Genomic DNA, 21,264 nt, shown 5'->3' on the forward strand with positions numbered 1-21,264 from the left:
CCGGTTTCACGGCGCGGGGCGGTCGAATGACGGCCCCGCACACAAAATGTCCAAACTGACTATGCGGGGGCTGCCTTGAATTCTGACGTCTTTGCGCCGTGGGATGACCCACAGGCGAAACCCTTGATCCAGTTTCAGAACGTGACCAAGCGCTTCGGCGAGTTCACGGCGATCGACAATCTGTCACTGGATATATTCGAGCGTGAATTCTTTGCCCTGCTTGGTCCGTCGGGATGCGGCAAGACAACGATGATGCGGATGCTTGCCGGGTTCGAAACCCCAACCGAAGGTCATATCCTGTTGGGCGGTCAGGATATTGACCCTATTCCACCCAACAAGCGCGCTGTGAACATGATGTTCCAGTCATATGCTCTTTTCCCGCATCTCAGCGTCTGGGAAAACATCGCGTTTGGTCTGCGTCGGGACAATATGCCGAAACACGACCTTGAAGAACGGGTTGAAGAAATGCTGCGCCTGACCCGATTGGAGCAGTTTGCCCGCCGTAAGCCGCATCAGATTTCAGGTGGACAACGACAGCGCGTTGCTTTGGCGCGCTCTTTGGCGAAGGCTCCAAAACTTCTGCTGTTGGATGAACCGCTGGGCGCGCTCGACAAGAAACTGCGCCAAGATACGCAGTTCGAATTGATGGATATTCAAGAGAAAACCGGCACCACATTTGTGATCGTCACCCACGATCAGGAAGAGGCCATGACAGTCGCCAGCCGAGTGGCGGTGATGGATCAGGGACAATTGATGCAGGTTGCTACGCCCGACCGGATCTACGAGAACCCGGCCTCGGTTTATGTTGCTGATTTCATTGGGGATGTGAATATTATCGAAGGCCGTGCAGCCCCATCGGGTGAGGATACTTATCAGATTGATTGGGCCGAAGGTCAGGCTCCTATAACGGCGTCATCATCAACGGGCTTCTCAAACGGTCAGTCCTGTCATCTGGCTATCCGCCCCGAGAAGGTGACCATCTCAGCCGAGAGGCCAGCCGATGCGGTCAACGCTGTTCAGGGCAAGGTTCATGACATTGCCTATCTGGGCAATCTGTCCACCTATCATGTGGAATTGGCAAACGGCACAATCATCAAGGCGCAGACGGCCAACACCCGCCGAATCTCGCGCCGTTCGTTCACTTGGGAAGACCCGGTCTGGCTGTCGTGGACAGCGACGGCTGCGGTTTTGCTGGCGAACTGATGCGCCGCGCCGTTCTAATCGCCATCCCTTATGTCTGGTTGCTGGCACTGTTTCTGGTGCCATTCTTCATCGTTCTGAAGATATCGCTGTCAGACACCGCACTTGCCATCCCGCCTTATACTCCGACGCTAGACCTGTCCGCCGGTTGGGCGGGGATCAAAGAGTTTTTCAGCGAACTGGATTTTGAGAACTATGTCTGGCTGACTGAGGATGATTTGTATTGGAAAGCCTACCTGTCCAGCGTCAAGATCGCTTTGATCTCGACCTTCTTTACATTGCTGGTCGGCTATCCCATCGCCTATGGCATGGCCCGCGCGCCTCAGGAATGGCGGCCAACGCTTATGATGCTGGTGATCCTGCCCTTCTGGACCTCATTCCTGATCCGAGTTTACGCGTGGATGGGTATCCTTTCGAACGAAGGGTATCTGAATCAAATCTTGCTGTTGACGGGTCTCATTTCGACGCCGCTGACGATCCTGAATACCTCGACCGCTGTCTATATTGGCATCGTTTACACCTATCTGCCCTTCATGATTCTGCCGATCTATTCGGCGTTGGAACGTTTGGATGGGTCGCTGATTGAGGCGGCCGAAGATCTGGGCTGTTCGCGTTTGCAAGCCTTCTGGCTGGTGACCATTCCACTGTCCAAACCCGGCATCATTGCAGGTTGCTTCCTTGTAATGATCCCGGTGATCGGTGAGTTCGTGATCCCCTCGCTTCTGGGCGGTTCGGGCACGCTGATGATTGGCAAGGTGTTGTGGGAAGAGTTCTTCTCGAACCGTGACTGGCCGGTGGCCAGTGCAGTGGCGATTATCTTGCTACTGATCTTGGTGGTTCCCATCGTGCTGTTCCAGCGCAACCAGCAGAAACAGGCGGAGAGTGACGGATGAACAGGTTAAGCTGGTTCAATACTGTTTCGCTGACGCTGGGATTTGCGTTCCTTTACATCCCGATGATCATCCTGATCGTTTTCAGCTTCAACGAAAGCAAACTGGTTACGGTCTGGGCCGGGTTTTCCACCAAGTGGTACGGAGAGCTTCTACAGAACGAGGCGTTTTTGGATGCCGCCTGGGTCACAGTCCGGGTAGCGGTTTTTTCGTCAACACTGGCAACCATTTTGGGAACGGCTGCTGCATATGTGCTGGTCCGCAGCGGGCGTTTTTTTGGTCGGACGCTGTTTTCTGGCATGATCTACGCGCCGCTGGTGATGCCCGAAGTGATCACCGGCCTTTCGTTGTTGCTGCTGTTTATCGGCATCGGTCTGGATCGAGGAATTCTGACCATCGTTCTGGCGCACACCACCTTCTCAATGTGTTTCGTGTCGGTGGTTGTATCCTCGCGTCTCATCACATTTGACCGGTCATTGGAAGAAGCAGCGCTTGATCTCGGATGCTCACCCGCGCAAGCTTTCCGCCTTGTCACACTGCCGATCATCGCACCGGCGGTGATTTCGGGCTGGTTGCTTGCCTTCACCTTGTCGCTGGATGATCTGGTGATTGCGTCTTTCACATCAGGGCCGTCTGCGACGACCTTGCCGATCAAAATTTTCTCGGCCGTGCGTCTTGGTGTAAGCCCGGAAATCAACGCGCTGTCCACGATCATGATTGCTGTGGTGACGGTTGGGGTCATCACGGCCTCGCTTGTAACCAAACGAGCAATGGTTCGTCAGCGGCAGGACGAATTAGCCGCTGCGCGCACCGAATGAAGCGGATTTTTCCGAACTACGCGTACAGCAACGCACCACGCGACGGGTGTTGGTGGGATGAAACGGTTTCCGGCCCCGATTGGCCAGAGGTTCAGGAAGACCTGCAAGTAGATGTCGCCGTGATCGGCGGTGGTTTTACGGGGATTTCTGCGGCCTTGCATTTGGCTGAAACCACTTCGGTTGCGGTATTCGAAGCTGGCCCTCCGGGATGGGGTGCGTCCGGACGCAATGGCGGCTTTTGCTGCTTGGGTGGCTCAAAACTGAACGATGCCGCGATGGCACGACGGCATGGTCGCGCCGAGGCGCTGGCCTATGAAACAGCCGAAGCAGATGCCGTGCAGTTGGTCGCCGATCTTCTGGCGCGGTATCACATTGATGCGGACACGCATTCGAACGGTGAAACCCAACTTGCGCATTCAAAACACGCGATGGATGTGTTGCGCCAAAAGTCAGACAAGACCGGGATAGTGCACGAGGCCAAAGACTTGCCCGCGCTGGGAATGGAGGGGGCATTTTACGGGGGGTACACGATGCCCGTCGGATTTGGGTTGAACCCACGGAAGTACCTTTTCGGGATCGCACGCGCCGCCAAGACCAAAGGTGCACATCTGTTTCAGAACAGCCCGGTTTTGGGTGTCAATAAAACCGCTTCGGGGTTTGCATTGCGAACCCCAGGAGGGCAGGTCAATGCGCAAGTTGTTTTGGTTTGTACCAACGGGTATTCCAGCGAAGATATCCCGGATTGGATGTCAGGGCGTTACCTGCCAGCACAATCGACCGTTATGGTCACGCGACCGCTCAGCCAGACCGAGCAATTGGAACAGGGCTGGACCTCGGCCCAGATGTGCTATGATACGCGTAATCTTCTGCATTATTTCCGCTTGATGCCGGACGGGCGATTTCTGTTTGGTATGAGGGGTGGGTTGCGCTCTTCTGCCCGTTCAGAGGCATCAATCCGGGCAAAGGTTCAGCAGGATTTCAAAAAGATGTTTCCCGCCTGGTCGAAGGTCGAAGCCACGCATATGTGGTCCGGCTTGGTGTGTATGTCGCGTGCGTTGACGCCCTATGTTGGACCTGTACAGGGGCAACCGGGTATGTTTGCCGGCTTTGCTTATCACGGAAATGGCGTTGCCATGGGAACCTACAGCGGACGGGCGCTGGCCAGGTTGGCCCTGGGGCAGAGTGCCGGTTTGCCTGCAGCTATGTGCCAAACGCCTGAAAAATTCCCACTGGGGCGCTGGCGTCGCGCGCTCATGCCGCCAGCCTATGCCCTGATGGGCCTTGCGGATCTTAGATAAAGGCGAAAGTCACAGGGCCGCTGCTTCCAGCTTCAGTCCTTCGGCATAATCGGGCGCGCCGTTTTCCGCGCGCCACAGGCAATAGGTGGCCATGCGCCACGCATACCAAGGTTTTAAGCGCAGGTAACGGTCCGCAATTTCCGGATCGCCGTAGGCGTTCAGAAACTGCTCTTCTTCGAACTTTGCCAAAGCGGCCCCTCGGTACAGGCGTTGCATGGCCGGAGAAAGAAACAGTGCCAAATCCTCGGTTGGATCACCAAGGGCAGGGCATTGCCAGTCGATCAGTGTCAGGTTTGTTCCTGCAACCAGGATGTTCCCAGCTACCGGGTCGCCATGAATCAGGCACGTCTTTTTCGCAGGCGCCACCGTTTCCATGGGTTGCTGTTCCAACAATTTGTGCCGCGTCTCGGATGAGCAGCCCTGCAGAATACGAACCCCATGCGCCCTGAGGTCCTCACTGCCGTTGCATCCGGCTGGGGCTGAAAAAGAAAGCGTGAGGTCGTGTAACCTGCGCAGCAACGCACCAACCTTGTCGGCTCCTTCCTGCCAGGGTGTTCCAGGGGCATGGTCATAGAAGACCCAATGCGCATCTTTGTACCGTCCTGAGTCGCGCAACCTTGGTACGAACCCTTCTGGCCCGAGGGTTTTGAGGCATTGCGCCTCTAACTCTGGGTCATTGCGAAACAAGGGGTTGCGAAGGGCCGTGTTGTACAGCTTCAATACCTTGTCGCCGCTGTCTTCCAAAACCTTCCATACCCGATTGGTGCGCCCGCCATAGAGTGTTTCAAATCGCGCGCGCGCGCTGACCAACCCCTGAGCGCAGAGGTGGTCAACCAGATCGCGAGGAGGGGCAGGCGTTTCAGGCAGGGGTCTTGTCACTTCTTTTGGCGAGTCAATTTGCCAAGCTTTGGACGCTCCAGCGCCCTAGATCAAGCGCCAGTTCGGACGGCGTTTACGTCGCTTGCTGAAATCACTTCCCCGCCGCTAAGGGTTAGAAGCACTGTATTACCGCCAACCTGAGCCTCTATGACGCGGTTGTAGGCTTCGACTGGTGTTTGGGTCAGCAGCTCTCCATTTTTGAAGCTTTCCAGCGCCGCTGTGTAGTTGCCGGTGCTCATTGGATTTCCCGAAGAGGTAACGCCGGCCCACACAAATTCGGATTGAGCAGGGGGTACAGTTACTTTGTCGAGCACGGTCCCGTTTTCGTCACGTATCACCAGCTTGGCTGTATCAGCTTGTGGATCAGCCTGGGCAAACAAGGTCTTGGGCTGTCCGTCAAAGTGAAAGGCGGAAGTTGATCGGACGTCCATACCGACCCAGCTTGCAAGGTCACTAAGGTTCACACTGCCCAGCGTGCTTGCCAACGATGACAGATGATCATTGGTCTGAACTTGCTGCTCGACCATCGAGAACTGGGCCAGTTGCGACGCGTATTGTGTCGAGTCCATCGGCTCAAGCGGATCCTGATTCTGGGCTTGCGCTGTGAGCATCATCAAAAAGGTTTCGAAATCCGATGTAATCGCGGACGTCTGTGCGTTGTTTGCAGACGGCTGAGAGCTTGCTGCCTGCGCCGTATTCACTGGGGTGATCATGTGTCAAAACCTCATATCGATGCCCCGGCTTGGGACTAAAATTTGTGGTAGAGAGTCGGTTTGAACATCCGAATCGCCTTTTATCGGTTCAAAGACGGATCCCGACTCGGTCTTGTTGGTGTTAGCCCAGCCCGTGTCCGCGTCGGAGGCTGTACCCAGATCAAAGCTCAACGCACCGTATCCCAGTTTCTGAAACTCTTCCGTAAGTAAGGAAATGTGACGTCGCATCAGCTCCAGGGTTTCTGGGCGTTCCAAGGCAATGGTCATGTGCAGCCCGTCATCGCGCCCGTTCAGAACAATGGAAACACGCCCCAATTCTTCGGGGTTCAATGCAATTTCAGTTATCCCGGCCCCCGGACGCGTCTGAATGGTCGCCGCCAACTGCCCGGCGATTGCACGGGCGAGCTCGGCGCGAGCTGACGCAGACGGCGCAGAAAGCTGCGGCGTTGTTTCTCTCGGAGCAAGTTGGAGCGGTTCGTCCTTGGCGAAAACTGTTGGCTCAGCTTCCTGAACAAGGGTGTTCTGTTCATTTTCGGCAAGCGTTGCCATCAGTTGAAGCTGTGCAACGGGTGGCGCGCGATCTGGTATTGCTGGTTTGGACGTTGCGGGTGTGACTTCTGTTGGTTGTACAGGGTCAGTGTTTTGAAAGTTGGGACCGATGTCCGGCACGCTTAATTTGCCGTTTGCTTTGGTCATTTGCTCGATAGGTCGGCCATTCTCGGCTACCTTCACAGGTATCCGCTGTTGGGCCACAGCAGTGTGAACCAATCCTGCATCAGATCGCGCTGCTGTGGGTGCAACAGGATCGGCGATGTTATGCTGGCCCGGGGACGTAGAAATGTGCGGTTGCTCAGGCAGCTCACTGCCAGAAATACGCCGAACGCCCGCCTTTAGCAGAGTGCTTGGATGCTGATCTCCTTCAGGAATGAACATCCTGTCGGCACGTTTTGTTGAGTTGCCCGCCAGAGTCGCAACAAGTTGCGGTTCCGCAATCGGGGCAGCTTGGGGCTCTGTTTGATCTGCTGATTCTGTTTCAGTTCCCGAGTCTTGCATTTCAGGAGCAGTAACCAGCAGCTCGGGTTCAGGCGGCTCATCGCCGCCCGTTTCTTGCCCAAGAATGTCTTCAAAGCTTGTCACTTCACCGTTCTGGCCAGCCTCATTGCGCGTCGAGGCGGGTTTGGCAACGGCTGTCGACGTCGTCGTGGGCAGCATAACTGGGTTGGGCATTTTGCTCCGGCTCCGTGTGATTGCTCTGCACTCTGCCGGTAGGAAGTTACGTTTATTTTAACTGCTTTCGCCTTTGATCAAGAAAGTTCGAAGCAAATTTCGGAGAAAACAATGCAGGTTTCCAAGAGCCTCTCAACGGGTCCGGCACCTTTGACTCACACCCGCCTCAAAAACGCAGCCATTGAGTTGGAGGCGGCTTTTTTAAGTGAAATGCTTAAATCAGCTGGGCTGGCGCAGACACGACAGAGTTTCGGCGGCGGGGTCGGCGAAGACCAGTTTGGATCGCTTCTTGTTCAGCACCAGGCGCAACAACTGGCTCAGTCCGGGGGCGTAGGGTTGTCTGAAATCCTGCTCAAGTCACTGATGGAGAAAGCCGATGACATTTGAAGCCGACATGACGCTGATCAAATCACTGGAAGAAGTTCTGGATCTTGAGCGCGCGGCTCTTGTGCAAGGGGATCTCGATCGTCTGGCCCATATGGTGCCGGAAAAAGAGAAACTGATCGGTGCAATCAACGATCTTCAAGTGCAGGACAGTGACGCGTTGATTCGCGTCCAGCGCAAGGTCGAGCGGAATCAGGCGTTGCTGAACAGTGCAGCCGACGGCATTCGGGCGGTTGCCACCCGTATGGCCGAACTGCGGCGTGTTCGACAGGAATTCAGCACCTATGGCGCCGACGGTCAACGCAGTCAATTTGCAGTTCGCAGCACTGTGAAGTTGGAAAAGAGGGCATAGGCAGAAGTTTGATTCAAATCCGAAATTATGGGTTCTGAGGTTTTAGCATTCCGTTAGGGGGTCTGGTTCAAAAGTGGTGCTGCACCTGGAAACGGCAGGTGGCGCGAACGGCCAAGTGGCGCGTCGCACAGGTCAGAAAGACACCAAAGCCCGCAGGTCTTGTGGGGTGAACATGGGCAAAATGGCCCAAACGGAAAAGGATGAAAGCTATGTCCAGCATTCTGACAAACAATGGCGCGATGGTTGCGCTGCAAACGCTGAAGTCTGTGAACAAGAACCTGGCGATGACCCAGAACGCGATTTCGACCGGCAAAGACGTCGCGACGGCCAAGGATAACTCGGCGGTTTGGGCGATTTCGAAAGTGATGGAATCGGATGTCAAAGGTTTCAACGCCATCAAGGACAGCTTGGCGTTGGGTGAATCGACAGTCGCCGTTGCACGGAACGCGTCTGAAACCGTCACAGATCTGTTGACGCAGATGAAAAGCAAGATTGTCGCCGCGCAGGAAGACAACGTTGATCGGGGTAAAATCAACGATGACGTGACAGCATTGAAAGAGCAGATCGCATCGGTTGTCAGCGCCGCCCAGTTCAACGGCCTGAACCTGGTTGATGGATCAGCAGGCTCAGCCTCGATTCTGGCGTCGTTGGATCGCGACAATACCGGTGCAGTTACGGCATCTTCCATCTCGGTATCCGGGCAGAACCTGTCCACTGGCGGCTACGCCACAAAACAGGTCTTTGATGGGTCAACCGGTGCGTCGACCGGCAATGACCGTGTTGGCGCAACCATTGACAACGGTGCGACCGCTGCGACCGCGTTGGTGACCGATGAATCTAGCGGTGCCTTTGCCGCCGGGGACAAGGTTGTCGTCGCAATCAATGATCAGGTTGTCTCGTACACTGTGTCCGCAGAGGACGCTGCGGCGACAACCACTGGTGACCTTGTCGCAGTGGGGCTGAAGTCAAAGATTGAAGAACTTGGAATTACTGGCCTGACGGTCGACTATGATTCTGGTACGGCCGGAACCTTGTCAGTGACCAACGGCACTGGTTCTGACCTCTCGTTCTCTGCTCAGTTCGTGAACGCGGGTGCTGGTGGTCTTGGCGCTCTGGCCGGTATTGATGTGTCGACAGGTGCGGGGGCGACCGCTGCATTGGCTGCAGTCGAGTCGCTGATCGACACGTCGATTGACGCATCGGCCGCGTTTGGTTCGGCGCAAGGCCGAATTGAGACCCAGAAAGAGTTCATTTCGAACCTGTCTGACTCGTTCAAGTCCGGTATCGGCTCGCTTGTCGATGCAGATATGGAAGAGACCTCGGCTCGTCTGCAGGCGCTTCAGGTACAGCAGCAGCTGGCAACTCAGTCGCTGTCGATCGCCAACCAGGCCCCGCAGTCGATCCTGTCGCTGTTCCGCTAATCAAAAAAGCAGGCCGGGGCACGATGTTTGTGCCCCGGCCCTGATCGCCTGACGGCGACCCTTTGGAAGGATTTCAAGTGACACTGCAAACCCTCGCTCAACACAGCTATGCGCAAACCGCCACGCCAACGCGGACGCCTCGCGATACCGAATATGAAGCTATCTCCAGAATCACGCGGCGTCTCAAGGCTGCAACAGCACGCAAAGCGACGGATTTCTCGGCGTTTGCGCAGGCGGTGCATGAGAATCGGCGGCTTTGGGGGGTGCTGGCAACAGGCGTTGCGGATTCCGCAAACGCGTTGCCGAACGATCTGCGGGCGCGCATATTCTACCTTGCCGAGTTTACCGAACAACACAGCAGTCGTGTATTGGGAGATGGGGCAGCGGTTGAACCATTGTTGGAAATCAACACGGCTGTCTTGCGCGGCCTGCGTCAGATGAGGGCAACTTAATGAGTGGACTGGTCCTGAAACTTGCCCCGAAAGAAAGAGTGCTGATCAACGGCGTGGTTATCGAAAACGGGGATCGCCGCAGCAGGTTTTCAATCATGACGCCGCAGGCCAATGTCCTGCGTTTAAAGGATGCGATCCATCCGGACGAAGCCAACACGCCGGTGCGTCGCGTTTGTTATGCGGCACAATTGGTTTTGTCCGGTGACATGGAACCGGAACACGCCCGGCAGCAACTGCTGCGCCGTGTAGAGGAGTTGAGTCAGGTCTTTACGGATGCAGACAGCCGCCGCGTTCTGTCTGAGGCTACCGACGCGCCGGTGGCCGAGCACTATTACAAATGCCTCAAATCCCTCCGTTCGCTTCTGCCAAGAGAAGAGCGCTTGATGGCGTATCAGCAATGACCTTTCAGCCTGTTGTCCCTTCCGGAGGAATCGTTGGCTGGCGATTTCTTCAACGCACTTACGAAGGCCAGTTTCAAAGCTTTTCCTCGTCAGCGGCGAATGATCGAGAGACGAAATATTTCATGGAAAACATTGGCAAAGTTCAATCAGCAGAAGACCTGGTATCGGATCGCAGGCTGTTGCAGGTCGCTTTGGGTGCGTTCGGACTGGAAGGCGATTTGGATAACAGGTTTTTTGTTCATAAGATCCTTGAAGATGGCACGCAGGCTGACGACGCTTTGTCAAATCGCCTTGCAGACAAGCGGTATCGCGAGTTTTCAGACGCTTTCGGGTTCGGCCCGGGGGCTGCCAGGAAAACGGCGCTTAGAACAAATATGGAAGAAATTGCGCAGGCCAATTTGTCTGCTCGGTTCGAAATCGCCGTAGGCGCTTCGGATGAGACGATGCGTATCGCGCTTTATGCTCAGCGGGAACTCGCAGACCTGGCAAACAGCACGTCCAGCGCGGATACTAAGTGGTTCGATCTGATGGGATTGCCGCCCTTGCGCAGCATGATGGAGACAGCGCTTGGGTTGCCTCCGTCCTTTGCTCAGCTGGACATTGACGCGCAATTGGTCGAATTCAAAGACAGGTTGTTTCAATTGACCGGATCGGAAGATCTGGCGCAGTTCTCGGATCAGAACGCTATCACGGAACTGACCGACACCTATCTGGCCCGCAGCCAGATTGCACAGCTTCAGAACACGATTTCACCGGCACAGACTGCGTTGATCCTGCTTGGGGCTGTGTGAACGGAACGTTCCGCCTGAGGTCGGATTGCGTCTGATGTTGGGCTGGATCACCGGACGCCAGATGAATTGTCAGAGCACAAGTATCAGCCTTAGCCGTCGAGTATAGCATCCGCCGCAGTGCGCAAGGCGTAAGATACGACTGGTTGAGACACATTGTGTAACGCTACCGCACCCAGCGGCAAAGCGTTGGAGCATGCTGGTTCAATGTCTTCGGACACAACAATCCGATGCCCTTTTGTTTTGCCAAATTCACCCAAACGCGCGGCTATATTTGCGGCTTGACCGATAACCGTGAAATCCAGGCGCTCGCGCGACCCCACGTTGCCATAAGTCACGCGCCCGTAAGCCACGCCGATTGAACAGTCGCAATGTGCATCAGAGCCGTCTTTTCGCAGTTCACCCAACGTTTCCACGATTTGAATTGCCGAACGTTGTGCATTCACCCGAGCGGTCGTGGCGTCCTCTTCCGAAACTGGAAAGACGGCCAAAACAGCGTCGCCGATGAACTTCAGAACTTCTCCTCCGTTGTCGTGCACGATGCCCGACACCGTTTCAAAGAACGCATTCAGCACATTGATGTAAGCGGCTCGGCCCAGTTTCTCTTCAAGGCTAGTCGAGTTGCGGAGATCGCAGAACATGATCGCCGCGTCGATTTCATCCCCATCGCCGCGCCGGATCTCTCCGCCCAAAACGCGGGCGCCTGTGCGTTTGCCGACATATGTTTCCAGCAAAACCTGCGCGTTTTCACGTTGCATGAAAACTTCGTAGAACCGAGCGATCACCGCAGAACACTCGAACACCAGGCCCAGGTTTTCCGTGGTAAATCCATCCGGATGATCACAGGTCAGCGTCAGAACATTTGTCCGCCCATCGGAAAATGGCAGCGGCATGGCGACATAATCGGTCGCGCCTTTGGCCCGTAAATCCTCCATGATCGGGAAGCTGTTATGCGGGTTGTCATCGTTCAGCCGTTGCCGCACGCCGCCAAGACCGTTCGAAACATGGCGCAGTGGGCTGTTGATAAAGGCCGGATGATCATAGATTTCGTAGGTGGGTGCTCGGGTCAGAATCTCTCCTTCGCCTTTTTCCCAGATATAATGCTTGCCCACGATCAAGGGGTGTAGGGACCATGCCAAAATACTCAGACGCTGGATCGCGATACCGTGCTCCAGCATTTTTTCAGCTAGTGCTTCGGTAAAGCTCTCTGGTGTCGTCGCTGTCGACGCACCGCGCATCAGCCAATCAATCAGAGGCCCGCTGATGTTGCCATCATCAACTTCACGCAGGCGGTTGTCGCCTAAATCTATCCGTGTATACGCGCCAGCTGTAAAACCGATGCAGCCTTGTATTGCTTTGCTTTCCGGCAAAGTGTCTTCGTAGGCCCAGACGGAATTGGCCAGCGTTTCACCTGGCAGGCTGATGTCGTGATAGGTGGCGGTGCCCTTGAACGGGCAGAAGGTTTGCAGTTCGGTTTCTGCGCTCAAATCTACACATACGTCCGAACGCGGCACGTAAACCGTGGGCGGCAAGCGCGTTTCATACATAACCTTGGCATTTGTGCTTTCAGCCAAAAGGACGTCATCGCGGTAAATCGCAATCCTGCCGCTCAGAGGCTCGACAGAGATTCCGTAACCGGTCATCTTTGGTGCGGCGTGGACGTTCATAAGCGACCTCCCTTGCCTTTGGTATATACAGAATGGGCGTTCCCATCGCACTTTCCAAGAGGCTGAAATGGGATTTTACCGAATGCGAGCGTGGGCTGCCACGTGATCAAACCATCTGAATGACGTCTTTTTCTATGGACAGCATATAGCCTTTCTTGGCGATATTCTTGACCAGAAGTTCGCTGACCATTTGATTTCCAAGCGCGTCGCGCAGCCGTTTGATCCGCGTTGCGCCTGCGGCTTCGTCGCAGTCGGCAGCGTCGCGACCGGAAATCATTCCTTCGATCTGGGCACCGGACAGAACCTCGTCATCCAGCCGTGATTCCGCCAGAACGGACAGGGTTTCCATGGCGGCGGGCGTCAGTTTGAAATCCATATTGTTGAGGTAAACGGTGTTTTCCTCACGGCTGATCAGCAGGGATGTCACCTGAATGCCGGTGCGTTCGATCTGTGCCATGCGTCGATTCATCAGAACCAGCATCACCAGAAAGACCAGTGCCGAGATCATCATCGCGCTGGCGAAAACCAGCAATACGTAGATGACCATCCGGTAACTGGACAAGGTGTCGGCAAAGGCTGTGCCCGATTGGGCCAAGATCTCAAGTAACCGGATTTCTGTTTGCGAGGTCAGGTCAGCCTCGACAAACAAACGCTCGACACGCGCGTTAAACGCATTTGCATCTGGCAAGGTCCAGAACAGAAAAATGGCGGCCGTAATCAGAATAAGAACGATGGCAGCGATGCCCAGCACAACCAGCCGGACGCCCGACCGGCGCGCATCAGAAACGGAGATAGAATTGTCCGGCATTGCCCTTCCTCTGATCCAACCCTTCTGGTCCAAAAACGGACTGAACCTCAAGCAGGGTCCAGCCTGACGCGCTCAGGCGCTGGGCGATTTCTGCTCGGGCCTGACCCTTATCGCAGTTCGAGACTTGAATAACCCCGTAATGCAAACGCAGAGGGTTGTCCTTTTTCGCCTTGTAATCCGCATAGCAATCCGCTGCAGACGCAGCAGAGCCAAGCGATATCAGGGCCACAAAGGTCAGAGAAGAGCGGAGCTGTTTCATAGGCCGCATCCTGCGCATGAGTTGCCGCGATATTCAATAACCTAAGGGGTTTGCGGGATCTGATATCCGATAACACCGGGCCGTTATTGCTTGGCAGGAACGGCTGCCCCCAGTGTCAGGGCAATCAGGACGCGGTCTGTCACACGGTCGCTCAAACAATCAGAAGGACACGCCTCATGCATAAGAAATTCATCGCTTTGATCATTGCGACCGCGGTTGCCATTACCGGCGTCTCGGCCTCTCAGGCGCGGGCAGCGGATGCAAAGGACATTCTGGGTGGTCTGGCGGCTATTGCGATCATCGGGGCCGGAGTTCACTACTATAACAAGGAAAAGGATAAGAACCGGGCGGCACGCCATCAAACGTATACTCCGAAACCTTACAAGCCCCAGCCGGTGCGCCCATTGCCGCCGCGCGTAGCCCGGTACGATCTGCCCCAGCGCTGCTTGCGTACGTATAACAGCTATTCACAGGACCATTTGTTGCTTGGTCCGAAGTGCCTCAAGAAACACTACAAACATGCCAATAGCCTGCCCCAAGAGTGCAAGGTTGGTTTCTGGAATGGCAAAAAGGTCAAGCGGGCATACGAACCTGCGTGCCTGCGCCAGAAGGGATACCGCGTCGTTTACCAGTAACATCGGTTGAGCAGGAGCGGTGCCAAAGAAGTGCCGCGTTGGAGAGGGCAGTGTGGGCTGCCCTCTCTTTTTACTTGCGGTGCTGCGTGAAACGCGGTTTTCCGATGGCATGACAAAGCCAGATTTCGAACTTGAGCAAGCGCTGCTGGAGCGGGGCCATATCCGTATCGCCGGAGTGGATGAAGTCGGGCGCGGCCCTTTGGCCGGACCGGTTGTTGCCGCCGCCGTGATTCTGAACGCAGAGGATATTCCCGAGGGGTTGAATGACTCTAAGAAGCTAACTGCAAAACGTCGGGCTGCACTGGACGCAGAGATTCGCGCCAGCGCCAAGTTTGCTGTCGCAGAGGCCACGGTTGCCGAGATTGATGAGATCAACATCTTGCGGGCCTCGCATCTGGCGATGCTGCGCGCGGTCGAGGCACTGACACCGGCCCCCGATTTCCTGCTGATCGACGGAAATATGATTCCGCGTGGTATGAAGATCCCGTCGCAGGCTGTTGTAAAGGGCGATGCCCGTTCGGTGTCGATTGCAGCTGCTTCGATCCTTGCAAAAAACTGGCGCGATCAGGTGATGGTGGATTTGGCGCAACAGCATCCGGGTTATGGATGGGAAACCAACGCCGGTTATCCGTCAAAACAACACAAAGAAGCGCTGCAAAATCTTGGCGTGACCCCACACCATAGACGTTCGTTCAAGCCGGTGCACAATATCTTGTATCAAGAGTAAATCGTAAGCTGCTGATTCAAAAAAGAAATTGACGGCGAATCGTCTTTGACTCATCCTTGTCTCAACCAAATGAGCGCAAAAGCGCCGTGGATACTTGAGGCAGTGATATGACAACGACCACCAAAAAGGGCGCAAAAGCGCTCCCTTTAAACACGATTCTATCCGGGGACTGCATCGAAGTGATGAACAGTCTGCCCGAGGCGTCGGTTGACCTGATTTTTGCGGATCCGCCCTATAATCTGCAGTTGAAAGGCCAGTTGCACCGCCCGGATAACTCTCAGGTGGATGCGGTTGATGATCACTGGGATCAGTTTTCCAGCTTTGGGGCTTATGACCAGTTCACCCGCGAATGGCTGAAGGCGGCGCACCGACTGCTGAAGCCCAACGGCGCGATCTGGGTTATTGGGTCTTATCACAACATTTTCCGTGTGGGTTCGGCCCTGCAGGACGCGGGGTACTGGATTTTGAACGACGTTGTATGGCGCAAGTCGAACCCGATGCCGAATTTCCGGGGTAAACGCTTTACCAACGCGCATGAGACGATGATCTGGGCCAGCAAGCGCGAAGGTGCAAAATACACCTTCAACTATGAAGCTTTGAAAGCGCTGAACGAAGGCGTGCAAATGCGCAGTGACTGGGTGCTGCCGATCTGCACCGGGCATGAGCGTCTGAAGGATGAAAACGGCGACAAAGCGCATCCAACACAAAAGCCAGAGTCCTTGTTGCACCGCGTATTGATTGGCTCGACCAATCCGGGCGATGTGATTTTGGATCCGTTCTTTGGCACAGGTACAACCGGTGCAGTCGCCAAAATGCTAGGTCGCGAGTTCATCGGTATCGAGCGCGAGGAAAGCTATCGCAAAGTGGCCGAGAAACGCATCGCCAAGGTGCGCAAGTTCGACCGCGAGGCGCTGGAAGTCAGCGCCAGCAAACGTGCCGAACCGCGCGTACCCTTTGGCCAACTGGTCGAACGTGGGATGCTGAGACCCGGCGAAGAGCTGTATTCCATGAACCAGCGCCACAAGGCCAAAGTGCGCGCCGATGGCACGCTGGTCGGTCAAAACGTCAAAGGCTCGATCCATCAGGTTGGCGCGCATCTGGAAAACGCCCCTTCCTGCAACGGCTGGACATACTGGTGCTTCAAGCGTGATGGAAAAACCGTACCCATCGACGTTCTGCGTCAGCAGATCCGGGCCGAGATGAACTGATTTCAAGAACACCGCCGGTGCCTGTGGCCTGACACTAGGCACTAAGCCTTGCCCCGCCGATCCTACGGCGGGGTCTTTTGTTTTGGCATCAACAGTGATTGCATGACAATGACCCTGACACTGCAAGAAAGATCACGGCCATGACCGAGACGACCGCGCAGCCCCGCCGCAGCCTGTTTTTTACACAGCCTGATACATACGATCTGGATAACAAATATACCGAGGCCGCGTTAGAACGGCATAAGCGCGAAGGGTTGGAACTGGCCGTGCGTGCCCGTTGGGTGGCGATGGCGCTGACTGGCGTTCTTCTGATTTTCCTGAACCCGCAGTGGGAGGTGCTTTGGTATCACTTCATCCTGCTTTTGATCTGCGCGAACGGTTGGCTGATCCGTCGGGCCGGTCGCGTTGGGCAATCCCGTGCCGAGCTGTTTTTGATCTTCGTCGATCTGCTGATCATGACGCTTGGAATGATCGTACCTAACCCGTTCAGCGATGATGTCCGGCCGCTGGCGATGCAATATCGGTTCGATAACTTCCAATATTTCTTCATCATTCTCGCTGCTGGGACTCTGGCCTATTCTTGGCGCACGGTGATTGCCATCGGCTCCTGGACCGCGATGATGTGGACGGCGGGCTGGATCATTGCCTGGTGGGTGGCGACACCCATTCCGGGGATCAGCGAAAAGGTTGCAACGGCATTGCAGGGCTATCCGGACGTTGCCGAATTGTTGGACCCCAACAGCTTCATGGCCCCGCAGCGTATCCAGCAGGTCATCGTTTTTGTCATGGTTGCAGTGACATTGGGTATCTCGATGCGGCGACTGAACCAGCTGCTGATGAGCAACGCCGGTTTGGAACGGGAACGGGCCAATCTGTCGCGATATTTCTCACCCAACGTGGTGGATGAACTCAGCCAGAATGACGAACCGCTGAAACAGGTCCGTAAAGAGAATGTGGCGGTCTTGTTCATCGACATCGTGGGTTTCACAAAATACGCCGCTGGCCGTGATCCTTATGAGGTCATCGAGGTGCTGCGGGGCTTCCACGCCCGAATGGAGACCGAGGTGTTCCGGCACCACGGAACCCTGGACAAGTATCTGGGTGACGGGCTGATGGCGACCTTTGGCACGCCGGTGCCGACGCCCTTGGATGCAAGCAATGCGCTGGGCTGCGCGCGCGCGATGGTGAAGGTGATCGACCGCTGGAATCTGGATCGTCGGCGTGCGGGAGAATCCGAAATCCAAGTTGGTATTGGGGTGCACTATGGCTCGGTCGTTTTGGGGGACATCGGCGCCAACCGGCTGGAGTTCGCAGTGATCGGTGATGCGGTTAATGTGGCGGCCAAGCTGGAAGCGCTGACGCGCGAGTTTCAGGCAAACATAGTTGTCAGCGATGCTGTGCGGGAACGGGTAGCCGAAGAAAATCCCACTGTGCCAGATGCGATGGAAGGTTTCACTGCACATCGCGATCAATCTGTCCGCGGGGTAGAGGCTCCGATGAATATCTGGGTGATGAAGAACTGAAACCCTCCCGCCCATCAGAACAGCATCGAAGATGCCGTGCTGACAGTTGGGCCAGACAGCGCGCAGACGCGCGCTGCGGTCACGCTTTGGGCATCTGGTTCATAGCCTTGTTATAAGGGTGCCAATCCGTAATTTCGGGATAGTAGTGACGTCTCCATTCCCGAACACGCGGGTTCATCACCCGCCGCCAAAGCGGAGGGATCATCGCCGCAACGGTCATCACCGGATAGCCATACGGCAATTGTGGGGCTGAGTCTGGTCTGTGATGTTGCAACAGGGGAAACCGACGGTTGGGTTTGTAGTGATGGTCGGAATGGCGCTGCAGATTGATCAGCAACCAATTTGACGCTTTATGCGCCGCATTCCAGGAATGACGCGGCAAGACGTGTTCGTACCGACCGTCGCCCAGGTATTTACGAGTTAGGCCGTAGTGTTCGACGTAGTTGACCAGCTCAAGCTGCCAGATCGCAACTCCGGCTTGCAGCAGAAACAGGGCCAAACCAGCCCACCCTCCGATCAGCGCAGCCAGCGCCAGCATCGCGCCTTGCAGGGCCCAGTATCGCCAAAACGGGTTGGAGCGATCCGTCCATGGCCGGTCTTTACGGGCCAGCTTGTCGCGTTCGGCGTTGAAGGCTGACAAAAAGCATTGCCACAGAACGCGGGGATAAAAGCGGTGGAACCCTTCGTTGTACCGCGCCGTCACCGGATCGCGCGGTGTGCCCACGTAACGGTGATGGACCAGCAGATGTTCGGACCGGAAATGAGAATACAGCACCATGGCCAAAAGGATGTCACCCAGCCATCGTTCGCCCCTACTTTTCTGGTGCATAAGCTCGTGGCTGTAGTTGATCCCGATTGTACCGGACAGGACGCCCATACCGAAAAACAGACCGATTTTTGCGGGCGTCGACAGATGGTTGGTGTGGGTTGCATACCAGATCAGGCCAAAGAGCGTCAGGAATTGAAGCGGCACCCAAAGCTTTGTCAGTAGGATGTACCAGTGCAACACATCATCAGATGTCTCCGGATCCGCATTCTGCTCGTTCAGGCCGGTGATCCGGTCCAGAACCGCAAACGCCCACCAAGTCGAAAGAGGGATCAACAGGACCCACCAGCCTCCGGCAATTGCGGTGAACCAGATTAGCGGGATCAATAGCAGAGACACCCAGAAAGGGGATGCGGACTGCCAGCGGGACAGTGTGCCTGTTGCGATCATCTTCTCTGCTCCGACTTTTTCGAACATAACCTAGCCGCGACCCAATGGATTGCACAGCGGTCTTATTGTTGTCTCCACAGATCATAGGCTTTGCGCATCACCGTGGGCAGATCGCTGGGCTTGAAACTATGCTTGTCCAACACTGTCAGGTGCTCGGGGACGTTGTCATCTTCGATATCGGCGGACCAAACCCTGAGTATCAAATGGAAATGCGTGAAGGTATGGCGAACTTCAGCCGGCAGGATCGCCCAATCTGCCGGGAACGGGGCGCTTTCGGCTGGCGCATCGTTCCACTCTGATCCGGGCCAGCCCAGCATTCCGCCCAGAAGGCCCTTATCCGGCCGACGCTCCAAAACCATGGCCCCGTCTGCCTTACGCGCAATATAGACGTGGCCATAACGGGTGGGTTTGGGCCTTTTCGGCGTTTTTCGGGGAAGGTCGGCCTGGGTTCCTGCGATGCGGGCCTGACAGGGGTCACGCAACGGACATATGCCGCAGGCCGGAGATTTCGGCGTGCAGATCGTGGCCCCCAAATCCATAACAGCCTGAGCATAATCCCCGGGTCGCGTGGTCGGCGTCAGGGTCTCGGCCTTTTCTTTCAGCAAAGATTTGGACCCTGGCAAAGGGTCGTGAATGTCATAAAACCGGGCCATGACCCGTTCGACATTGCCGTCCAGCACTGTTTCGGGCTGATCAAATGCAATGGCCGAGATCGCAGCGGCGGTATACGGGCCGATGCCGGGCAGTTTCAGCAATGCATCATAGGTGTCAGGAAACTGGCCATCGTGGTCTTGGGCCACAGCACGGGCGCATTTCAGCAGGTTACGGGCACGGGCATAATACCCAAGCCCAGCCCATTCCCCCATCACCTGTTCATCCGGCGCAGCGGCCAGCGCCTGAACCGTTGGCCAGCGGGTAGTGAAACGCAGGAAGTAATCGCGCACGGCCGCCACGGTGGTCTGCTGCAACATCACTTCGGATAGCCAGACCCGATAGGGGTCAGGGCGCACCCCTACGGCCCGATCCGCGGGGCTGACGCGCCATGGCATGTCGCGCGCGTGGCGGTCATACCACTCCAAAAGCGCGGCGCTGACGGTGAATTCAGGGGAATCACGCAAGTTTTATTCATCTCCTTGTCGGGTTTCGCTGGCACCCGATGGTCTGCCTATTACAATAGCGGTGTAGGAGTGGGAAACCAGATGCAACGCAGACGTTCCTCGACCCGCGGGTTCAAACGCACCGCGTCTTTGCTGAATGATCAGATCCGGCGCGCCGGTGAAAGCCGGGGCTTTGCTGTGTCGCGGTTGTTGACCCATTGGGCCGAGATTGTAGGTCAGGACACCGCTGCCATCGCGCGCCCGGTCAATGTGGGCTATGGTAAGGGCGGCTTTGGTGCGACCCTGACCGTGCTGACCACCGGCCCGCAGGCACCGATGCTGGAAATGCAGAAGGAACAACTGCGCGGTAAGGTCAATGCGGTTTACGGATACAACGCCATCAGCCGCATCCGCATCACCCAGACCGCCCCGACCGGATTTGCCGAGGGGCAAGCCAGTTTCGACCACAAGCCGAAGCAGGCAAAACCCCAGATTGCACCTGACGTTGCCGCCGAAGCAGATAAAGTGTCACGCGACGTGAATGATGAAGATTTGCGCGCGGCTCTTGAACGTCTTGCATGCAACGTTTTATCCAAACAGAAACGCTGAGAAAGGGCTGAGAATGAGCCGTATTGCAACCGTAATCTGTGCGGCCGTCGCCGTCGCCGCTGGCGGCTATTGGCTGTCGCTGTCAAATTCCAATTCGTCCAACCTGTTGGTGGGCACTGCCGAGGCGCAGGAGGCGGATATTGATACCTCGACCATCATCGAAATGGTGCAGGGTGCCGAAGACGCACCGGTCGAGATCATCGAATATGCCTCTTACACCTGCCCGCATTGTGCGAATTTTCATCAGGGCGCGTATAAGCAGCTTAAGAAAGACTTTATCGATACCGGAAAGGTAAAATTCACCTATCGTGAGGTGTATTTTGACCGTTACGGTTTGTGGGCGTCGATGGTTGCGCGTTGCGCGGGACCGGAGAAGTTTTTTGGCCTCACCGACGTGATCTACGAGAAGCAGTCCGAGTGGACACGCGCGGGCGGTCCGGCTGAGATCGTTGACGAGCTGCGCAAGATCGGTCGTTTGGCCGGGATCGACGGCGACCAGCTTGAAGCGTGCCTGCAAGACGGCACCAAAGCGCGTACGCTTGCTGCATGGTATCAGGAAAACGCTGAGCGCGACGGCATTCAGTCGACCCCGTCCTTCATTGTGAACGGCAAGAAGGTCGACAATCAATCCTACGCGGATTTCAAGAAGCTGATCGAAGCCGAGCTTGGCAGCTGATCTTCTTCCGGTCGAC

At 55.9% G+C, this 21,264-nt stretch carries 24 protein-coding genes; 16 read left to right on the forward strand and 8 right to left on the reverse strand.

All coding sequences use genetic code 11. From position 1 onward, the window contains the following. Positions 1–75 precede the first annotated feature (75 nt). The 4 genes from ACR3EH_RS12490 to ACR3EH_RS12505 are packed head-to-tail and all read left to right on the forward strand — an operon-like array spanning position 76 to position 4,206. Positions 76–1,203, forward strand: a complete 1,128-nt coding sequence (locus tag ACR3EH_RS12490) for an ABC transporter ATP-binding protein (RefSeq protein WP_171095765.1) — start codon at positions 76–78, stop codon at positions 1,201–1,203. After that, the gene (locus ACR3EH_RS12495) at positions 1,203–2,093 is read left to right on the forward strand and encodes an ABC transporter permease subunit (protein ID WP_171676606.1); all 891 of its coding nucleotides are present in this window, start codon (positions 1,203–1,205) and stop codon (positions 2,091–2,093) included. Before ACR3EH_RS12490 ends, ACR3EH_RS12495 begins: the two co-directional genes overlap by 1 nt. Continuing rightward, a complete protein-coding gene (locus ACR3EH_RS12500; protein WP_171095769.1) occupies positions 2,090–2,908 on the forward strand; it encodes an ABC transporter permease in 819 nt (272 codons plus the stop codon). The genes ACR3EH_RS12495 and ACR3EH_RS12500 overlap by 4 nt, the downstream gene beginning before the upstream one ends. After that, positions 2,905–4,206 carry an NAD(P)/FAD-dependent oxidoreductase gene (locus ACR3EH_RS12505; protein WP_171188583.1) on the forward strand — a complete coding sequence of 434 codons (1,302 nt, stop codon included), beginning with the start codon at positions 2,905–2,907 and terminating at the stop codon, positions 4,204–4,206. Before ACR3EH_RS12500 ends, ACR3EH_RS12505 begins: the two co-directional genes overlap by 4 nt. Positions 4,207–4,215: 9 nt before the next feature. On the opposite strand, the gene ACR3EH_RS12510 is transcribed toward ACR3EH_RS12505, so the two are convergent. Genes ACR3EH_RS12510 through ACR3EH_RS12520 form a run of 3 tightly spaced genes read right to left on the reverse strand, consistent with a single transcriptional unit; the run spans position 4,216 to position 7,025 of the window. Continuing rightward, positions 4,216–5,085 carry a phosphotransferase family protein gene (locus ACR3EH_RS12510; protein ID WP_371732092.1) on the reverse strand — a complete coding sequence of 290 codons (870 nt, stop codon included), beginning with the start codon at positions 5,083–5,085 and terminating at the stop codon, positions 4,216–4,218. Positions 5,086–5,135: 50 nt separating this feature from the next. After that, complete coding sequence (locus tag ACR3EH_RS12515) at positions 5,136–5,798, reverse strand: flagellar hook capping FlgD N-terminal domain-containing protein (protein WP_171188585.1); 663 nt, start codon at positions 5,796–5,798, stop codon at positions 5,136–5,138. A 3-nt stretch (positions 5,799–5,801) separates the two neighbouring features. Next, positions 5,802–7,025, reverse strand: coding sequence for a flagellar hook-length control protein FliK (locus ACR3EH_RS12520; RefSeq protein WP_171188587.1), 1,224 nt, complete (start codon positions 7,023–7,025; stop codon positions 5,802–5,804). A 111-nt stretch (positions 7,026–7,136) separates the two neighbouring features. Between ACR3EH_RS12520 and ACR3EH_RS12525 the strand changes: the two genes are divergently transcribed. From ACR3EH_RS12525 to ACR3EH_RS12550, 6 genes are all read left to right on the forward strand, one after another. Next, positions 7,137–7,412, forward strand: a complete 276-nt coding sequence (locus ACR3EH_RS12525; RefSeq protein ID WP_171188589.1) for a rod-binding protein — start codon at positions 7,137–7,139, stop codon at positions 7,410–7,412. Further along, the gene (locus tag ACR3EH_RS12530) at positions 7,402–7,761 is read left to right on the forward strand and encodes a flagellar export chaperone FlgN (protein ID WP_171188591.1); all 360 of its coding nucleotides are present in this window, start codon (positions 7,402–7,404) and stop codon (positions 7,759–7,761) included. The genes ACR3EH_RS12525 and ACR3EH_RS12530 overlap by 11 nt, the downstream gene beginning before the upstream one ends. A 209-nt stretch (positions 7,762–7,970) precedes the next feature. Then, positions 7,971–9,182: a flagellin gene (locus ACR3EH_RS12535; RefSeq protein WP_171188593.1), complete on the forward strand. Its 1,212-nt coding sequence runs from the start codon at positions 7,971–7,973 to the stop codon at positions 9,180–9,182. Positions 9,183–9,259: 77 nt separating this feature from the next. After that, positions 9,260–9,634, forward strand: a complete 375-nt coding sequence (flaF, locus tag ACR3EH_RS12540) for a flagellar biosynthesis regulator FlaF (protein ID WP_171188594.1) — start codon at positions 9,260–9,262, stop codon at positions 9,632–9,634. Beyond that, complete coding sequence (flbT, locus tag ACR3EH_RS12545; protein ID WP_171676608.1) at positions 9,634–10,035, forward strand: flagellar biosynthesis repressor FlbT; 402 nt, start codon at positions 9,634–9,636, stop codon at positions 10,033–10,035. Before flaF ends, flbT begins: the two co-directional genes overlap by 1 nt. Next, entirely contained in the window at positions 10,032–10,826 is a 795-nt protein-coding gene (locus ACR3EH_RS12550; protein ID WP_171188598.1) for a DUF1217 domain-containing protein, read from the forward strand. Before flbT ends, ACR3EH_RS12550 begins: the two co-directional genes overlap by 4 nt. A gap of 89 nt (positions 10,827–10,915) precedes the next feature. Here ACR3EH_RS12550 and ACR3EH_RS12555 read toward each other — a convergent pair whose 3' ends face one another. The 3 genes from ACR3EH_RS12555 to ACR3EH_RS12565 all read right to left on the reverse strand — a co-directional run bounded on the left by ACR3EH_RS12555 (position 10,916) and on the right by ACR3EH_RS12565 (position 13,557). Beyond that, on the reverse strand, positions 10,916–12,490 hold the full coding sequence (locus tag ACR3EH_RS12555) for a DUF427 domain-containing protein (protein WP_171648353.1): 1,575 nt from the start codon (positions 12,488–12,490) through the stop codon (positions 10,916–10,918). Positions 12,491–12,596: 106 nt separating this feature from the next. Beyond that, positions 12,597–13,298 (reverse strand): winged helix-turn-helix domain-containing protein, encoded by a 702-nt coding sequence (locus ACR3EH_RS12560; protein WP_171095792.1) that lies wholly within the window; start codon positions 13,296–13,298, stop codon positions 12,597–12,599. After that, positions 13,270–13,557, reverse strand: a complete 288-nt coding sequence (locus tag ACR3EH_RS12565; protein WP_171188601.1) for a hypothetical protein — start codon at positions 13,555–13,557, stop codon at positions 13,270–13,272. The genes ACR3EH_RS12560 and ACR3EH_RS12565 overlap by 29 nt, the downstream gene beginning before the upstream one ends. Before the next feature lie 176 nt (positions 13,558–13,733). Between ACR3EH_RS12565 and ACR3EH_RS12570 the strand changes: the two genes are divergently transcribed. The 4 genes from ACR3EH_RS12570 to ACR3EH_RS12585 all read left to right on the forward strand — a co-directional run bounded on the left by ACR3EH_RS12570 (position 13,734) and on the right by ACR3EH_RS12585 (position 17,650). Beyond that, complete coding sequence (locus ACR3EH_RS12570) at positions 13,734–14,192, forward strand: hypothetical protein (RefSeq protein WP_171676610.1); 459 nt, start codon at positions 13,734–13,736, stop codon at positions 14,190–14,192. A gap of 109 nt (positions 14,193–14,301) precedes the next feature. Further along, on the forward strand, positions 14,302–14,919 hold the full coding sequence (locus tag ACR3EH_RS12575) for a ribonuclease HII (protein WP_171676622.1): 618 nt from the start codon (positions 14,302–14,304) through the stop codon (positions 14,917–14,919). Positions 14,920–15,026: 107 nt separating this feature from the next. Next, the gene (locus tag ACR3EH_RS12580) at positions 15,027–16,127 is read left to right on the forward strand and encodes a site-specific DNA-methyltransferase (protein ID WP_171188606.1); all 1,101 of its coding nucleotides are present in this window, start codon (positions 15,027–15,029) and stop codon (positions 16,125–16,127) included. Positions 16,128–16,267: 140 nt separating this feature from the next. Next, positions 16,268–17,650, forward strand: coding sequence for an adenylate/guanylate cyclase domain-containing protein (locus tag ACR3EH_RS12585; RefSeq protein WP_171095801.1), 1,383 nt, complete (start codon positions 16,268–16,270; stop codon positions 17,648–17,650). A gap of 79 nt (positions 17,651–17,729) precedes the next feature. On the opposite strand, the gene ACR3EH_RS12590 is transcribed toward ACR3EH_RS12585, so the two are convergent. Then, the gene (locus tag ACR3EH_RS12590; protein ID WP_171095803.1) at positions 17,730–18,866 is read right to left on the reverse strand and encodes an alkane 1-monooxygenase; all 1,137 of its coding nucleotides are present in this window, start codon (positions 18,864–18,866) and stop codon (positions 17,730–17,732) included. A 62-nt stretch (positions 18,867–18,928) separates the two neighbouring features. After that, complete coding sequence (mutY, locus tag ACR3EH_RS12595) at positions 18,929–19,984, reverse strand: A/G-specific adenine glycosylase (protein WP_171188608.1); 1,056 nt, start codon at positions 19,982–19,984, stop codon at positions 18,929–18,931. 81 nt (positions 19,985–20,065) lie between these two features. Between mutY and ACR3EH_RS12600 the strand changes: the two genes are divergently transcribed. Together ACR3EH_RS12600 and ACR3EH_RS12605 are read left to right on the forward strand one after the other, a co-directional pair. After that, positions 20,066–20,572, forward strand: a complete 507-nt coding sequence (locus ACR3EH_RS12600; protein WP_171188610.1) for a DUF721 domain-containing protein — start codon at positions 20,066–20,068, stop codon at positions 20,570–20,572. A 13-nt stretch (positions 20,573–20,585) separates the two neighbouring features. Continuing rightward, positions 20,586–21,248: a DsbA family protein gene (locus ACR3EH_RS12605; RefSeq protein WP_171095810.1), complete on the forward strand. Its 663-nt coding sequence runs from the start codon at positions 20,586–20,588 to the stop codon at positions 21,246–21,248. Positions 21,249–21,264: the final 16 nt, after the last annotated feature.

It is taken from the genome of Ruegeria sp. BG7, assembly GCF_056535685.1.

Bases quoted from the DNA above. Each gene is read 5' to 3' on its own strand.
- ACR3EH_RS12590 (WP_171095803.1), bottom strand. From the start codon at position 18,866: ATGATCGCAACAGGCACACTGTCCCGCTGGCAGTCCGCATCCCCTTTC.
- ACR3EH_RS12550 (WP_171188598.1), top strand. From the start codon at position 10,032: ATGACCTTTCAGCCTGTTGTCCCTTCCGGAGGAATCGTTGGCTGGCGA.
- ACR3EH_RS12575 (WP_171676622.1), top strand. From the start codon at position 14,302: ATGACAAAGCCAGATTTCGAACTTGAGCAAGCGCTGCTGGAGCGGGGC.
- ACR3EH_RS12495 (WP_171676606.1), top strand. From the start codon at position 1,203: ATGCGCCGCGCCGTTCTAATCGCCATCCCTTATGTCTGGTTGCTGGCA.
- ACR3EH_RS12520 (WP_171188587.1), bottom strand. From the start codon at position 7,025: ATGCCCAACCCAGTTATGCTGCCCACGACGACGTCGACAGCCGTTGCC.
- ACR3EH_RS12560 (WP_171095792.1), bottom strand. From the start codon at position 13,298: ATGCCGGACAATTCTATCTCCGTTTCTGATGCGCGCCGGTCGGGCGTC.
- ACR3EH_RS12605 (WP_171095810.1), top strand. From the start codon at position 20,586: ATGAGCCGTATTGCAACCGTAATCTGTGCGGCCGTCGCCGTCGCCGCT.
- flbT (WP_171676608.1), top strand. From the start codon at position 9,634: ATGAGTGGACTGGTCCTGAAACTTGCCCCGAAAGAAAGAGTGCTGATC.
- ACR3EH_RS12535 (WP_171188593.1), top strand. From the start codon at position 7,971: ATGTCCAGCATTCTGACAAACAATGGCGCGATGGTTGCGCTGCAAACG.
- ACR3EH_RS12500 (WP_171095769.1), top strand. From the start codon at position 2,090: ATGAACAGGTTAAGCTGGTTCAATACTGTTTCGCTGACGCTGGGATTT.
- ACR3EH_RS12600 (WP_171188610.1), top strand. From the start codon at position 20,066: ATGCAACGCAGACGTTCCTCGACCCGCGGGTTCAAACGCACCGCGTCT.
- ACR3EH_RS12555 (WP_171648353.1), bottom strand. From the start codon at position 12,490: ATGAACGTCCACGCCGCACCAAAGATGACCGGTTACGGAATCTCTGTC.
- ACR3EH_RS12530 (WP_171188591.1), top strand. From the start codon at position 7,402: ATGACATTTGAAGCCGACATGACGCTGATCAAATCACTGGAAGAAGTT.
- ACR3EH_RS12565 (WP_171188601.1), bottom strand. From the start codon at position 13,557: ATGAAACAGCTCCGCTCTTCTCTGACCTTTGTGGCCCTGATATCGCTT.
- ACR3EH_RS12585 (WP_171095801.1), top strand. From the start codon at position 16,268: ATGACCGAGACGACCGCGCAGCCCCGCCGCAGCCTGTTTTTTACACAG.
- ACR3EH_RS12525 (WP_171188589.1), top strand. From the start codon at position 7,137: ATGCAGGTTTCCAAGAGCCTCTCAACGGGTCCGGCACCTTTGACTCAC.
- ACR3EH_RS12580 (WP_171188606.1), top strand. From the start codon at position 15,027: ATGACAACGACCACCAAAAAGGGCGCAAAAGCGCTCCCTTTAAACACG.
- ACR3EH_RS12505 (WP_171188583.1), top strand. From the start codon at position 2,905: ATGAAGCGGATTTTTCCGAACTACGCGTACAGCAACGCACCACGCGAC.
- ACR3EH_RS12515 (WP_171188585.1), bottom strand. From the start codon at position 5,798: ATGATCACCCCAGTGAATACGGCGCAGGCAGCAAGCTCTCAGCCGTCT.
- ACR3EH_RS12570 (WP_171676610.1), top strand. From the start codon at position 13,734: ATGCATAAGAAATTCATCGCTTTGATCATTGCGACCGCGGTTGCCATT.